At 40.5% G+C, this 15,244-nt stretch carries 17 protein-coding genes; 15 read left to right on the top strand and 2 right to left on the bottom strand.

The annotated features are described in order from the left end of the window. Positions 1-18: 18 nt before the first annotated feature. On the bottom strand, positions 19-513 hold the full coding sequence (locus P9L93_03245; GenBank protein ID MDP8230099.1) for a hypothetical protein: 495 nt from the start codon (positions 511-513) through the stop codon (positions 19-21). Beyond that, complete coding sequence (locus P9L93_03240) at positions 476-664, bottom strand: hypothetical protein (protein MDP8230098.1); 189 nt, start codon at positions 662-664, stop codon at positions 476-478. Before P9L93_03240 ends, P9L93_03245 begins: the two co-directional genes overlap by 38 nt. 85 nt (positions 665-749) lie before the next feature. Between P9L93_03240 and P9L93_03235 the strand changes: the two genes are divergently transcribed. The 15 genes from P9L93_03235 to P9L93_03165 all read left to right on the top strand — a co-directional run. Beyond that, a complete protein-coding gene (locus tag P9L93_03235; protein ID MDP8230097.1) occupies positions 750-1,619 on the top strand; it encodes a PfkB family carbohydrate kinase in 870 nt (289 codons plus the stop codon). A 55-nt stretch (positions 1,620-1,674) separates the two neighbouring features. Beyond that, complete coding sequence (locus P9L93_03230; protein ID MDP8230096.1) at positions 1,675-1,953, top strand: peptidylprolyl isomerase; 279 nt, start codon at positions 1,675-1,677, stop codon at positions 1,951-1,953. Positions 1,954-1,978: 25 nt separating this feature from the next. Further along, positions 1,979-2,206 carry a hypothetical protein gene (locus tag P9L93_03225; protein MDP8230095.1) on the top strand — a complete coding sequence of 76 codons (228 nt, stop codon included), beginning with the start codon at positions 1,979-1,981 and terminating at the stop codon, positions 2,204-2,206. A 221-nt stretch (positions 2,207-2,427) separates the two neighbouring features. Next, on the top strand, positions 2,428-4,365 hold the full coding sequence (locus P9L93_03220; GenBank protein MDP8230094.1) for an ATP-dependent helicase: 1,938 nt from the start codon (positions 2,428-2,430) through the stop codon (positions 4,363-4,365). Between the two features lie 5 nt (positions 4,366-4,370). After that, positions 4,371-5,522, top strand: a complete 1,152-nt coding sequence (locus P9L93_03215; protein MDP8230093.1) for a class I SAM-dependent RNA methyltransferase — start codon at positions 4,371-4,373, stop codon at positions 5,520-5,522. Continuing rightward, a complete protein-coding gene (locus P9L93_03210; protein MDP8230092.1) occupies positions 5,506-6,381 on the top strand; it encodes a sugar nucleotide-binding protein in 876 nt (291 codons plus the stop codon). Before P9L93_03215 ends, P9L93_03210 begins: the two co-directional genes overlap by 17 nt. 54 nt (positions 6,382-6,435) lie before the next feature. Next, on the top strand, positions 6,436-7,017 hold the full coding sequence (locus P9L93_03205; GenBank protein ID MDP8230091.1) for a retropepsin-like aspartic protease: 582 nt from the start codon (positions 6,436-6,438) through the stop codon (positions 7,015-7,017). 112 nt (positions 7,018-7,129) lie between these two features. After that, positions 7,130-9,340 (top strand): class I SAM-dependent methyltransferase, encoded by a 2,211-nt coding sequence (locus tag P9L93_03200; protein MDP8230090.1) that lies wholly within the window; start codon positions 7,130-7,132, stop codon positions 9,338-9,340. Between the two features lie 102 nt (positions 9,341-9,442). Beyond that, a complete protein-coding gene (locus P9L93_03195) occupies positions 9,443-12,262 on the top strand; it encodes a hypothetical protein (protein MDP8230089.1) in 2,820 nt (939 codons plus the stop codon). 707 nt (positions 12,263-12,969) lie between these two features. Further along, positions 12,970-13,194: a hypothetical protein gene (locus tag P9L93_03190; GenBank protein MDP8230088.1), complete on the top strand. Its 225-nt coding sequence runs from the start codon at positions 12,970-12,972 to the stop codon at positions 13,192-13,194. 76 nt (positions 13,195-13,270) lie between these two features. Continuing rightward, the gene (locus tag P9L93_03185) at positions 13,271-13,675 is read left to right on the top strand and encodes an FxsA family protein (protein ID MDP8230087.1); all 405 of its coding nucleotides are present in this window, start codon (positions 13,271-13,273) and stop codon (positions 13,673-13,675) included. A gap of 50 nt (positions 13,676-13,725) precedes the next feature. After that, positions 13,726-14,130, top strand: a complete 405-nt coding sequence (locus tag P9L93_03180) for a peptide chain release factor-like protein (GenBank protein ID MDP8230086.1) — start codon at positions 13,726-13,728, stop codon at positions 14,128-14,130. Position 14,131: 1 nt separating this feature from the next. Next, positions 14,132-14,356 (top strand): hypothetical protein, encoded by a 225-nt coding sequence (locus P9L93_03175; protein ID MDP8230085.1) that lies wholly within the window; start codon positions 14,132-14,134, stop codon positions 14,354-14,356. Positions 14,357-14,359: 3 nt separating this feature from the next. Then, positions 14,360-14,932, top strand: a complete 573-nt coding sequence (locus tag P9L93_03170) for a hypothetical protein (GenBank protein ID MDP8230084.1) — start codon at positions 14,360-14,362, stop codon at positions 14,930-14,932. A gap of 119 nt (positions 14,933-15,051) precedes the next feature. Next, on the top strand, positions 15,052-15,244 hold a 193-nt coding region (locus tag P9L93_03165; GenBank protein ID MDP8230083.1), incomplete at its 3' end, for a mechanosensitive ion channel family protein.

Here is a 15,244-nt window from a genome sequence, read left to right as displayed (position 1 = left end):
TTTTGCGGAAGAGGAAGGTTATTTTTTCTTTTTGTATCTCATCATTTCTTTGATCGAATCGAGATCAGATAGATCGATGGGGCGGCCTGATGATTTTTTCATGGCCGCGATATCGCGAAGGGAAGCTACTCTTATTGATATGCTTTTATCTTTTTTTAGCTTTGAATTTTTATAGAGCTTCTTAAATTCACTACTATTTGCAAGGAAGACATCCAGCACATCCTGCCCTTCACATGAAAAACAAATCCATTGACCCGTAAAGAGCTCCGGCGAATGACTGATTTTGAGAATGGCCTTTTGCTCACTTCTCAAGCTTAAAGCATGAGTTATTTTGAAAAGCTTTTTCAGGATATTTTCTTTGGCAGGGACGTAAATATCAATATCTAGAGTACTGCGGGGAAAACCATGAATAGCCAAGGCCGCAGCCCCAACCATAACATAGCTAATCCTTGCCAGGCTCAATTCTCTGATTATTTTATGCCAGATTTGCATCTTTGAAGTATTTTTTGCCATTGCGACGAATCTTTCTGCTGATCTGTCTCGCCTCAGGATCCATAAAACGGCTGAGAAACTGCCGTTGCGCAAAGATCCAGCTAAGCCGCTCTGATAAGCTCAATTTTGAGAAAGATTTAATATGATGCTCGCGTAATTTATAACTGTCCATGTAGTTAGAATATCATATCTTCAGAGGAATCACAACTATAAAATCTTATCTTGAAAATTAGCCCCAAACATACTATTATAAGAATATGCCAATAGATATCCTTTTCTTAGGCGGCACTTCTATAGATCTGATCCAAAAAAGCCGAGGCCCAGCCTCGGCTTTTTTTACAGCCTCGGTAGGGGGTGGGATAACCAATTCTAGCATAATAGCAGCTAAATTAGGGCTAAAAGTGGCTATGCTCAGCAGGATAGGTAAGGATCCGCTGGGGGATTGGGCTATAAAGGAGCTAGGGCGATTTGGAGTAAATACTAAAGGTGTTATACAAGACTCTAACATTAAAACACCTCTTGCAGTAGCTAATATTGACCGCCATGGCAATTCCAAGTACACCTTCTATAAGAACTCGCCAAAAGACTCGATTGTACCTTTAATAAGCGTGCCAAAAAGCCTATTAAACAGCTGCAAGGCCTTTCATTTTGGCTCAAGTTTTTCCTATCAGAAAGAAAGCTCGGAAGAGGCCTTGAAATACGTGAAATACCTTAAAAAAAGAGGCATCTTTATCTCATTTGACCCAAACATCAGGCCATATGCTATAAAGGATAAAAAAGCAGCCAAAAACCGCGTTTTAAGACTCTTAGAATGGGTAGATCTAGCAAGATTCAGCGAGATAGACCTTGAGTTCCTAGGGCTTAAAAAAAGACTGAAATGCAAGGTCATATTAACTCTAGGAGCAAAGGGCTCAGAGTATTTAGATTGTAAGGGTAAACTAATAAAAGTCCCGGCCAAAAAAGTCAAAGTCGTTGACACAATCGGCGCAGGAGACGCCTTTAACGCAGCTTTACTTTACAGGATTATAAAAATAGGAGGGAGGCAGGTATTTTTCAATATAAAACCCCATCTAACCTTTGCCTCAAAAATCGCTTCTCAGATCTGCGCTAAAAGCGGCTCGCATTAAATCTTATCTTGAAACAGCTGCGCATTATGGTATAATCACTCAAAAGGAGGTACTTATGGCTACAGCAACTGCGCGGCATATTTTGGTTAAGACACAGGAGGAAGCTGAAAATATCAAAAAACAGATCGAAAACGGGGCGGATTTTGGTGAATTAGCTAAAAAACTTTCTAAATGCCCTTCTGGCAAGCAGGGAGGAGACCTGGGAAGCTTTTCGCCAGGTCAAATGGTAAAGGAATTTGATCAGGTCGTGTTCAACGAAGAAGTAAATAAAGTCCATGGCCCTGTTAAAACACAATTCGGGGTTCACCTTATTGAAATAACCAGTCGAACATAGACCATTTTTAAAAAGGAGGTAAGGCATGGTAGAAGCTGAAGGCAAACACGATAAATTTAAGAGATTGGCGGCGCAGAGGGTAACGAACGCGCTGAAGAAGATAGAGCTGATAGGAAATCTATCTTCTCCGGGCTATGAATATTCCTCGGAAGAAGTGGATAAGATATTCGCCGCTCTTCAACAAACCATAGATAGCACCAAAAGCAGATTCACTAAATCTATAGAAAAAGAAACAGAGAAGTTCGAGCTGTAAATAAGCTTTCTCCAACGCAATAATTAAAAATGGGGACGGGTCTGGGATTGACATGAGAACCGTCCCCTCATTGAAATAACCAGACGAGACTAAAGAATATTTCTTCCGCCTCACTCTGTAGGCCAGGTTTAAACCTGGCCTACAGAGTGTAGATACCTGCCTAATGTTACACTAAAAAAACATTGCAAGCACTACTTTAATACTTTATAATCTACGGAACTATGCCGATAGATTATAAAAAAGAATTAAACCCCGCTCAGCTCGAAGCCGTACGCATGATGGACGGGTCATGCCTTGTTATTGCCGGAGCTGGGAGTGGAAAGACCCGAATACTTGTTTACCGCGTGGCACACCTGGTGGAAAAAGGTGTAAATCCTGAAGAAATACTTCTTTTGACCTTTACCCGTAAATCCTCCCAGGAGATGCTTTTAAAGGCCGCGCTTATACTGGATGAACGTTGTAAAAAAGTTTCAGGGGGCACATTCCACAGCTTCGCGAACATGGTTTTAAGAAAATACGCCAGGCGCGTTGGCATGCCTAATAATTTCACGATAATGGACCAGTCAGATGCCGAGAACGCGGTTAATCTGGTGCGTAAAAAACTGGGTTTTGGCAATGCAGACAAAAAGTTCCCCAAGAAAAAAGCCCTCCTTAATATAATATCCAAAAGCGTGAATACCCCGTATGATATATCCCTGGTCATAGAAAGCGAATACCCGCATTTCGCGGAATACACAGAATCAATAAAAAAGATAAGACGCTCTTACGCTGAGTACAAGAAAGGAAAAGGGCTTTTTGATTATGATGATCTACTTGTCTACTTAAAAGAACTCTTATCTTCTAATAAGGACATACAGGCCATCCTTTCTAAAAAATACAAGTACATCATGGTAGATGAATACCAGGATACAAATAAGCTTCAGGCCGACATACTGTATCTTCTGCTTTCAGAGCATAAGAATATCATGGCCGTTGGCGATGACTCTCAGAGCATATACGCTTTCAGGGGAGCTAATTTTAAAAACATAATGGATTTTCCAAATACATTCAAAGGTTCAAGGATAATAACTCTTGAAGAAAATTACCGTTCCATGCAGCCGATACTTGACCTGACTAATAAGATAATAGATTTTGCCGCGGAAAAATTCAGGAAAAATCTATTCACGAGAAAAAAAGGCACGAATATGCCTCAGTTCATAGAAACAAAAAATGAAAACCGCCAGTCAGAACGCATTGTAGAGAAAGTGACAGAGCTGCACTCTCGCGGAGTAAAGCTCGGGGACATAGCAGTGCTTTTCCGCTCAGGCTGGCACTCTAATGACCTTGAGGTAGGGCTAGCCAGAAACCGCATACCATTTATCAAATGTGGTGGCAGGAAATTCGTTGAATCGTCTCATGTTAAAGATCTTATCTCTCATCTACAGGTCCTTCATAACATAAATGACGAGATAAGCTGGAACAGGGTCCTTACTCTAATGAGAGGCGTAGGCTCTAAAACAGCTGAGAAAATGTTTGAAAAGATAAGTCAGGACAAAAACGCCCTGTCTTCAGATGATAAGCTTTTTAAAAAGACAAAGGACACTGAGAGATTATCAAGAGTGCTTAAGGAAGTCTGCGATGAAGGCAAAACTCCTTTTGACATCATAAAGATATTCAATGCGTATTATGAACCTATTTTTAGAGAAAAATATGATGATTTTCATAAGCGCATCAATGACCTTAGCTCTCTTGAAAAAATTGCCTTAAGATATGAAAGAATAGAGGATTTTTTGACTGATATGGCTCTGGAGCCTCCTGAAGAAGGAGCTGTAAAAAAGAATAACGACAACGCGGATAAATCAAAGCTGGTGCTTTCCACGATCCATTCCGCTAAAGGGCTCGAGTGGCACACAGTATTTATCATACATGTTTCAGAGGGCTATGTACCATCTTATCAGTCAATAGGGAATGATGATTCCATAGAAGAGGAGCGGAGGCTCCTTTATGTTGCCATGACAAGAGCAAAGGAAAATCTCTATATGCTGAAGCCCATGGTAGATTTTTCCCCGAGAAATTATCTGGCCAATAAAGGCGGCCCGTCGTTTACAGAGATAAGCAGGTTTTTAAGAGAAGGTGATATTCTAAAAAACTATATAAATTGCGAGACAGGGATTTTTTGACAGCTATGAACATGCGCAAAAATGAGACATTAGTGATCACGTGTGACCAGGGAGTAGCTGACTATTTACGCCAGGAGGTGGAAGAATTGGGGTATGAAGCGCGGATTACTTCCGATACCACGATAGAGATAACCGCGTCGTTACATGACGCGATGAAGCTCAATCTCGCGCTGCGCGCCGGCGTTAACGTGCTTTGCCTGCTCAAGCAATTTTCCTGCAAAGACACTGATGAACTGTACAGGGAAGTCGTATCATTTCCGTGGGAAGATTATATCGCGCCTTCAGAATATCTCAGCGTCACCTCCCGCGTGAATACTCCTGCTATTAATAATTCAGTTTTTGCGAGCCAGAAGGTCAAAGACGCGATAGTTGACCGGGTGTCTGAAAAATGCGGCAGCCGGCCGAATTCCGGGCCGGACAGGGATAATGTGGTGATCAATTTTTACTGGAGCAATGACAAATGCTGGATATATCTCAATGCTTCAGGAAAGAAGCTTTCAGACCGAGGCTATCGGAAAATCCCTTTTACAGCCCCTTTGCGGGAAACCCTGGCAGCCGCTCTGCTGCGTGCCGCGGGTTTTGACGGTTCACGGCCTTTAGTGAATCCCATGTGCGGAAGCGGTACACTTGCGATAGAAGCGGCGCTCATCGCCTTGAAACGCGCGCCCGGCCTCTTACGGAGCAATTTTGGATTGAATCACGTAATGGGATTCGATAGAGAAGCATGGAACGCTTTAAATAAAAAACTGCGGGTCCAGTCAAAGAAAGACCTGCCTTTTCGGATCATCGCGACTGACATCGATGAAAAGGCGATCGAGGCCGCGAAGAAAAACGCTCAACTCGCCGGGGTCGATGAGGTCATTGAATTTCATGTATGCGATTTTAACGATACTCCGATCCCTGAAGAAAAGGGGATCGTTATTTTTAACCCGGGATACGGCCTTAGGCTCGGAAACCAGCATGAACTGGAGAGAACCTATAAAGGTATAGGGGATTTCTTTAAGAATAAATGCGCGGGGTTTACCGGATATGTCTTTACCGGGAATATGGCCCTGGCAAAAAAGGTAGGATTGCGAACCAGCCGCCGGCTAATTTTTTTCAATGCCAGGATAGAATGCCGACTCCTGGAATACCACATATATGCAAAAATCCGATAATATCCTTATAACAGGTATAACATCTATTCACGGATGGCCTATCTTCACCGCGCTTAGAAAGAAATACGGAGAGCGTGTGTATGGTGTCGCCCCTGGCATTAAACTCCCTTTTTTCAAAAATGACAAAAAGGTATTTTTTTGCACCATGGATGATTTTTCTAAGATGAGGGGGATATTTGACAAGATCAAGCCTGAAGCAGTCGTGCACGCGGCAGGAGTCTGTGATCTTGACAGGTGCGAAGCCGCTCCTGATTTTACTTATCAGGTAAATGTCCTGGGCACCCGCAATATAGTCGACCTGTCAAAAGACAGCTACCTGTTATACATCAGCACAGATCTGGTCTTTTCTGGAAATGACCCCCTTGGTCGCGGTTATTCAGAGTCATCGCTGTGCGATCCTGTCAGTGTAGTCGGCAGAACCTTCCTAGAAGCAGAGAACGAGGTCCTGCAGCACAAGAGGAATGGAATAGTGCGTCTTGGCCTGCCAATAGGGCCATCGATCTCAGGGACAAAAGGGGCTATAGACTTTATCGCGAAAAGACTCAGTAAAAAACAAAAAATGACGCTTTTTCATGATGAAATAAGATCGCTGATCACAACTAAAGATGTAGCTAAAGCAGTCATGCATTTTTTTGATAAAAGAGGAGAGGGCATATTCCATTGTGGCGGGACACAAGAATACAGCCTATATGATATCGGAACATATCTTGTCCAGAAACGCGGATATCAAGAGAAATTCCTGATTCGTTCCTCTCGCTTTGACGAGAAAAACGGCCCACCACGCATCGGCAAGGTAGTGCTAGATTCCAGAAAATTCTATAAATTCACAGGCTTCACCCCGTCAGATGCCCTAAAATAATTTCCCCGCCGTTTTGACATTCCCTCGCTCATAGAGTATACTTTTACTTACATTATGACAAAGATATCTAAGTTCTCAATACTGCTTGTCTCGGGTATGCTTTTATTAAGCGGCTGTACTACGCTTAATGCTGTTGGAAAGGCTCTGGGCACTGCCGGCAAGATAACCTTTGTAACAGCCAAGACAGTAGGCAAGGTCGCGCTCAAGACAGCTAAATTAACCGGTAAGGGAGCCAGAACAGTAGTCAATATGACTATAGGAAAGGAAATCGTGCCGCTCGCGAAAAAATGCAGTACGCTTTACGTGGACACGGTTTTAAACCGACGATTAAAGACCAGGCTAGTGCTGGATACAGGGTGCTCGGAGACGCAGATATCCTCAGACATAGCGAGGAAATTAGGCATAAACATACGCGGCGCGACTAAGGTCTCATGTCAATTAGCTGACGGCCGCACAGTAGAAGGAAGATCGGTCAATATCAGAGAAGTAAGATTAGGCAGGGCCAAGGTCAGCAATGTAAGAGCGGTCGTATTAAACGAAGAGGACGGAACCGGCTTACTGGGCATGTCATTCCTTGATAACTTTATCTTTAAAATAGACTCGGAAAAGAAAGAACTAGTATTACAAAAGAGATAGCCGCCAATATTTAAAATCCCTTACACATTGACTTTTCGCTGTAATTTGATATAATATAGTCGCTATTTAAGATAGGCCACAAAAAAGATGGCCTTTTTATGCCCAGATTATCATGAAGATTAAAAAATCTTATAATATAGCATTAATATTTACGCTAATATTGGGGATATTTTTATATTCTACGCCCGTGTATTCATTGCGGCCAAGCCATGGTTATTCCCCTGAAAAAAGATATGTGACTGATGATAGATTTAATGCGCTATCCATTAAATCGTTAGTGCAGAAGATAGAAGAGGTAAAAAAACGGAAAATAAATATCAAGATACTTGATAAACAGGAAGAAGTCATTGCTGTAAGCTGGAGAGTGCTTCTCAATAAGATATTTGACCAATATCCGGAATTAAACAACTTACTGAAAAAACTTTACGACAGGCACATCAAACATGCCCAAAATACCGACTATACTCGCGTTTATGATCTTGAAAAATTTTACAGAACAAGAAAAGAGGCCTTGATATTAGGAAACCTGTCTCCATCGCCGAGCACCGAAGAAAAAGAGCTGTATGATCACCGCGTTATATCTGATTTAAGAGAGCAGGTTTTAAGCGCGGCCCTAAGCGAGTATAATCTTAAATGGAGTCTTTTGCATGCATTATTGCGCAATATAGCCCCTTCCAAGCCTATAGTAAAATTTGACTTTGGACAAGGCGCTAACCCTGGCACATGTATAGGCTGTACTAAAAAAGACATAGTCGTAGGCCTTAATAATAAAGATGTTTCAACGGTAACGGATACATTTATAGCGCTCAATAAAGATATAGGGCTCACCAGCGAGAACATAAGCACGATATTAAAGCGTAAATCAGCAAACATAAGAAATCCCGGCGAAATAAAAAATGCAATTGAAGAAGTTGCCAGAGATAATAGAAAGTCTTTTCAGGCATCATTCAGGATATTATTTTTTAACCAACTACTCAATATAACGATCTCGGACATAGTTTTTAACGGTGCTTCAGGAATTAAGGCCGCGAACATAAATACATGGACACAGGAGATAAATTCTTTAATAAGAGAAGGGGATTTGCTTGTTGTTTGTGGCGCTGATAGCAGTAATCTAGAAACACGCTTCTTAGGCACAGGAGAGTTCAGGGACATTACCAATGAGATCCCATCCCCGGCATTAAACGTCTTTAAATCAGCAATAGCTGATAGATTTTACATAACATCTTCTGATTTTAATTTCCAGCATATTTATAGCCCGGGCCAGCCAAGGATCTTAAAAAAGACAGGCAAGATTAATCTTCGGGCATACATTTTGACAAAGCTTACCGAATATTTAAGCATAGGCGGCCATGGAACTAAGCGCCATAACGATTCAAGAAGGGATATCTTTACAATCGAAGAGATACAATCAACAGGCAAGGCAGGTATTAAGACTTTAATAGACATACTGATGAGAGAAAAAAGGCCATGGATACGCGCAAAGGCGTCCCTGGTTCTGGAAAAACTGTATAAAAAGGGAGATAAGGCCATCCTTAATGCATTATTAGGGGCGATGCTGAATGATAAGTCCCTATTAGTACGCAGCATCATTGCAAAACATGCCCTTATTGAAGTTAAAAAGAGCAGCTCTATGCTTAAGGCCAGGAAAATCGAGAGGCATATTAAAAGAGTTGATCTTAATCCCTGGCCAGAGAAGGATGTTTTGCGAATCTTGGATGCTGGATGCCAGTTTGGAGAAGCTAGTCATGGCATGGCAAGGCATTATAGAAGCATCAGTAGTCGCGAGCTGGCCGTAGTAGGGATCGAGAAAGAACTCGAGTATATAATAGAAGCGGAAAAAAACAGGACAGACCCTGATGTGATTTTTGTTTTCGGTAACCTTGATAAGGACGAATTTGACCGCGCTGATATTGTTATTTCAATGAATCTATTGCTTTATACCTGGCAGATACGCAATCATGCCAGGTCATTAATAAAACATGTAAAGGATAAGAGCGGCACAATATATTTTTCACCATCAAAATGGAATTCCTCTATTGATGATTCGGGCGATGACTTTGGAAAAGAAGGGATAAAACGTTTATTTGCAATGGAAAAGGAACTAAAACGCTTATTGCCTGAGGCAGAGGTATTTACTATTGAAACATGGAAAGAAACCAAGGATTTATTTGCTTACGATCCTGCCAGAAATTCCTTTGGGACAACATGGGGCCGCAGTGCTGGATGGGTCCTGGCAAACCTGACTCCCGGTCAAAGCATCAGCGATCTTAACCTCTCAGCCCAGAGACGGTTCTCGCGCCAATCCCAGACCTGTCCCTAGTCTCTTGAAAGAGTCAATATTATAAGGTATACTTATAATATAAATGCATAGCACGTATATATAGCCTTAATACAAGGACAGGGCTATTTTTGTGGGTGGATTATGAGAAGAATTAGAAAAGCATGTACAATAACTTTAATATTTATGCTAATGGGGTCTTTTTGTACAAACATCTCTTATTCAGAATCCCTGAGAGTCCCTGTCAACATAGGCTATAAAAATATAAAAGACGCTATGACAGAATTAAGTGATGTAGAAACATTTATAAAAGAACTATCACAGACTGCACACATGCTGCCCCTTCAATCAGAGGTCTTAAGAGAAATTGCCAAGAACCCCGATATAACCAATCAAAGAATACTTAGTGTCTTATCCAAGAAAGGGGCTAAGCAGGTTAATGAAGCACTGGTAGAACTGTTAGTTAATGGAGAGCTTAACAGAAAATATATCATCAGATTAGTTAACATAATGAAAGAACGGAAAGAGCGTATAAAAAGTTACCTACATGAAATACAAACATACACTCTTTTTGGAGATGAGTTAAAAACAGTCAGTAAAGGAACTCGACGCCGCATGTTTGATAAATTAAGAGATCTGAATATAAGTACTATGTTTGAAGAGCAAGACCGCAGAGCCGTAAACGATTTCTTGAATATGTTTGACAATATGGTTGATGATAAAGAATTAGCATATGACTTTAGGCTTGCTATGCAGGGGCCTATGGGAATCATGAATATCATCGAAAAAGGCGAAGGATCTCTGTATGGATTCTTGGAAAATATAGATAAAGGCATTGATATCATGGAAGGACTTCAATTTGGCTTAAAAGACATGGTCGGAGCACACTTGTATTCAACAGAAAAAGATTATTTTGCTGATCCTTCTATTAATTTTAATAATATATTAGAATGGGCAAAAATTAAAGGCCCTTTGACAAAAGAGGGTATTGCAGAATGGATGGATGGCAATGCCCAGCTAATGCCGTGGCGCAAGATCGAACTACCTGTTTGCATCGTAGATAATCGGGTAACCATATATCTGGCAAATAAAAAAACATTACGTATATATACAAGTGTTTTACCCAGAATTGTGGAAGAAGATATCAAGAAAGTAATTTTAATGAGCTCTAAAGATGCTAATGTAGGTCTCTTGCTAGGAATTTTTATACCGAAGGATTTAGAGGAAAGTAGAAAAGAAAAGAAGATAGTAACACCATTAATCACGTATAAGTTTTCCGATAAAAAAGGAAAGGAGATAAAGATAGAGCCCTTTATTATAGATTTATATCTTCTTTCCGAAGGAAAAGAGATAGATGTGCGGCCAAAAGGGCACCCCTGGTCACATCAAGTTAAAAAAGTCAATTTAAAAGGGGAGAGTGGTGTAGTTACATTTAATTCGACAAATTTTGACATTCCGCCAATAACTTTAAATATCTCTCCGGAAAAGATAAAAGAGCATGATATTAAAAATGGCGACGAGGTGGTTTGCATGATAATAGATGATCCTAATTGCGGGCCACTTGCTCGAATAGTAAAATTAAAAGACTTTAATACTGAAAATCCTGAACTATCCCCAAACTCTCTTGTTGAGTATTTATATGTTAGGGATAAATTTATGCCGTTTGCTGACATAGCGGTTATTGATATGATGCATTTTGCATCTGGAAAAAAAGATCTCAAAGGAATGAATAGAAAGGTTTCAAGAAAAGTAAGGTTAATTAAAAATAAGAAGGGAAAAATAAAGGAGGGGGAAATAAAACTAAAAGTTGAACCAAATAAAAAACTTTGGAAGAGATTAAGGTTTCATTTCACAAAAGACGAAATAAGAAAGTATGATTTAACGAATAAACCAGTCACCATGAAGCTCAAAGTCGACCCTGATTTTGGACCGTATGTAGCTTTTTCTGTAAAAAAGGATGGGAAAGAAGTAGAGTTCAGAACGAACCTTTATGTATTTGAAGTAGAGAGAAATAACGTACGGAAAAGCTTGAGTCATTTAGCATTACTTTTTTATGGGTTTAATCGTAAAAATATACACGGAAGTCCAGTGATTCCACGCGTCTATAAACATCCTTCTAGAGCATCACAGTCGGGCAGTGTTCGCTTGCTTTCTGGTGACATGGATATGCATATACTAGGGCTTGATAAGCTGAAGGGCAAGAAACCTATTTTTGTACCGGAACCTGATAGTCGGCATGGCTGGGTTATAAAAGTTTACGATCAAGATACGTATGACCCTGATTCAGATCAATCACCAGAAGTAGAGCTGGTTAGAAACATCAGCGGGCAAAAAAATGTTGTATTAGTGAAAAAAGAAGCCGTGGAGAAAATACAAGACCTTTATAAGAAAGAAGGTGAATTCGGATCCTGGAGTCAGGAATCGGCCATAAGTCAAGCATTTGATATTCATAAAGCAATAGCCGCTTCTGCATCAATGGAGTCCGAGCTCGAAAAACTATATGATAGGCTCTTACGGCTGACGCAATGGGATTCAAAGAACAGGTTTTTCAAAAAAAAATCGCTTTGGCTTTTTTATGGCACCGACAATCCTGAGCTTTATGATAAAGCTCAGGTCGATGTGCAAGACATTGCGCATATATCTGATTCTCCTGTATATGCCAGCAAGTTTGGCAAACCAGGTGTTGTCATTGTTAATGTGCCCATAGATCGAATTAAGGGTGCGTGGTGGCTTTCTTTTGCAGAGGAAGGATCGATTGTACCAGAGCTATTGATTTCCGATGGCCCTCTTGAAGTCAGGTTTAGATCCGAGGATCGATTAGGGGAGCTAAAAGGACATCAAAAGGCACATAAGAGACGCTATAATAAATGGAAAAAACTTACAGAGAATATTAAAATGCCCTCTATTTTGCAGAAAAAGTTGGACTACAAGCAAATGCTAAAGCTTATAAAAACCTCGCTTTAGCCGTATTTTTATGGATAAATTATGAAGAGACTTGGAAAAGTTTATAATTTAACATTGACATTTATGTGTCAGATAGTAGGCGTCCTATTTGGGTACACCCTACTTCACTCCGTAGGCCAGGTTTAAACCTGGCCTACTAATTATCCCTATTAATAAGATTAACCGCGAGTTTCAGTATAATATCCCGCTCAGAAGGATCACTTTCAGCTATCAGTATGTGCAAATTTTGCACATAGTTCCAAAATGGAACATACTGAAATCACTGGCAGTTATCTGGAAATTCCGGATAACTGCTTTTACGTACCTGCAATGTGCATTTTTCGCACATTCCTTTTCTCTATCGCTCTTTCTATTTTCTTCAGTTGTTGCAAAATTTGCAACAACTGAAGAAGCCTATGGACGGTTCTAAACTCAATCCCAGACCTGTCCCTGACGAAATCTAAGCAGATCCTCTTGACTAAACAATAAAAGGTGGTATAATTATATTACAACTAAATAAAAAGTCCCGAGTTCGAAGGAAAAAATCCCGGACTTAAATAAAGTAAAACCTTCATTAGTGCTTACCAAGGCCTAGTGAGGGTTTTTTGCGTTTAAGGGACGAAAGTCGTACGTTAGGAAGGGGGAATCTGCGACTCTAAACAATTAAAACCTTCTTTTGCTGAAAGCTGACAGCTGATGGCTGAAGGCTCAGAAAAAGGAGGCTTGAAATGGTAGTTTTAAAATTTATGCGTTTTGTATTAATAATCTTAGCATTCCTCGCCACATTCTTCCCCATCTACATCAACATCTCCGCGTTTGCGCTGACCAATGGCGTGGCCATGCTTGAGACCCTGTGGGGTTTCTTGGGGGTTTCTTATACCGTATTGAAAACTCCTTACCAATCTGTCCCCGAATCACGCTTCAAAGTGCCCCCTGACCTTTTATTTTTATAATTGCTTAATAGGTTGTTTGACTGTAGAATATTGATATGGAAAGGATTGAGATAAAGATAGGGGACGCCCTAATGATATGTTAGGATATTTGATTTTACTATTTACCGCAGTTCCGCTTGTAGAGCTGGCTCTCTTAATAAAGATTGGCCAGTATATAGGGGTGGGTTATACGCTTGGAGTCGTTATCTTTACAGGTGTAACCGGCGCATATTTGGCAAAGATGCAGGGACTTACTACTCTTCGCAGGATACAGGAGGATGTAAACCAGGGCATAATGCCGGCGGATAAATTATTTGACGGCGTTTTAATTTTATGCAGCGGTATACTGCTTCTAACCCCGGGCTTTATAACTGATATAATAGGCTTTATGGGATTGATTCCATTGACACGAAATTTGTTTAAACGATGGCTCAAGCGTAAAATAGAGGGTGTGATTAGTCAAGGCAGGGTCATTACAATCACTTCGTTTAAATCTGAGTGACCTAGCAGACGTCCTATTTTGGTACACCCTATAGCAGAGGAGTGTTTTGAATGGTATTCAGTGTAAGGAGTGGCAAGGAGGGGGCGTTAAAGTCTAAGATGGCCCTATTGGGAATAAGGGAAGTGGACTTGGAGGAAAAGTTCATACGCTCGAGCGGTGCGGGCGGGCAGAAGGTCAATAAGTCCTCTTCGTGTGTTTATCTCAAGCACAAGCCTACAGGCATTGAGGTCAAGTGTCAAAAAGAACGTTCCCAGGGCTTAAATCGATTCCTGGCCAGAAGGATACTCGTTAATAAGATCGAATCACTTGTACTTGGCAAAAAGGCAGCCCAGCAGAGGAAAATAGAAAAGATAAGGCGTCAGAAGCGAAAACGTTCCAAAAGAGCCAAAGAGAAGATGCTAAGGTATAAAAAAATGCGTTCCGAAAAGAAAGAACTACGCAAAAGGCCCACTTAAAATGGAGAAAAATCTTGGTGAACAGCCAATCTCGAAGATCATGGTGGCGAGCAAACTTAAGCCACATGATCTTGTTGCCCATTCAGATGAGCAGCTTACGCATAAAATGGTCACCCGGGCCATGAAGGGCAGGCGGCTAACCCCGCACGTGCAATCAAAGGTCCGCAACGCGTTAAATAGTGTGGCTGGAAAAAACTATTCTCCGAAAGACCTCTTCACCTATTAAAATATGAAGCTTTTAGCCCTGTTAATCTTAATATCGTCTATTATATTTTGTTCTCTTGCTATAGCGGAAGAACTGGAACGAGAGGGTCCTGATGGGTTAAAATACGTGGAACAAGTCTTGGAATATAAGGGCATAAGACGGCATAGAATAAAAAAGACCAATGATGCGGAAGAATTATTTATTACAGCCATAGAATTACTCAAAAAAGGTTATCATGATAATAGCATGGAATATTTAAAAAATGCTATAAGGAAAGACCCTGTATATCTTGACGCTCATTTTATATTGGCTAGCTTATATGAGAGAAACGGTGACTTAGATAACATGGAGAAAGAATATAGATTCTTTCTGAAAAAGTCGCACGTAATGCGTAAATGGATAGAAGAAAGTCTTGGGTCAAAAGATAAGAAATTCGAATTCATCAAAAGGAAATTTGATTTTTACAATATCCCATTGAAAGAGTCGACGTTTCGCTATCTAAATACTAAATATTGGGTTATCGGAACGTTATTCACGCTGGTTGTTATATCAATAATATTTGCATTAACAAGAAAATTATCGGATTTATCTTCATGAGGGCAAAGTAGACGTCCTAACACATAGCACACCTTACCTTGACTCAATAAGCCCCTAGTAGTATCATATATGCACTAACTCTCAAAAGGCGTGGTATATTAAGATAAGGAGGATAAAAGATGTTTCAGTCTATTATAGAACAGGTGTATTTAGGAAACCGCGTTGCTGATTATCTGATATTTGTCGGCCTATTTTTAGCGGGTCTTGTCATAATTAAGATTTTTCAGCGTTTTATTCTCAGGCGCTTAAAAAAATGGGCAGAAAAGACTACTACCACCATAGATGATTTTTTTCTCGGGATCATTCAAAGAG

Origin of the sequence: Candidatus Gorgyraea atricola (genome assembly GCA_030765235.1) — a bacterium.
Classification (GTDB): Bacteria; Omnitrophota; Gorgyraeia; order Gorgyraeales; family Gorgyraeaceae; genus Gorgyraea; species Gorgyraea atricola.
The sequence above is the reverse complement of the archived record's forward strand: the minus strand, read 5'-3'. Positions and strand labels throughout refer to the sequence as shown.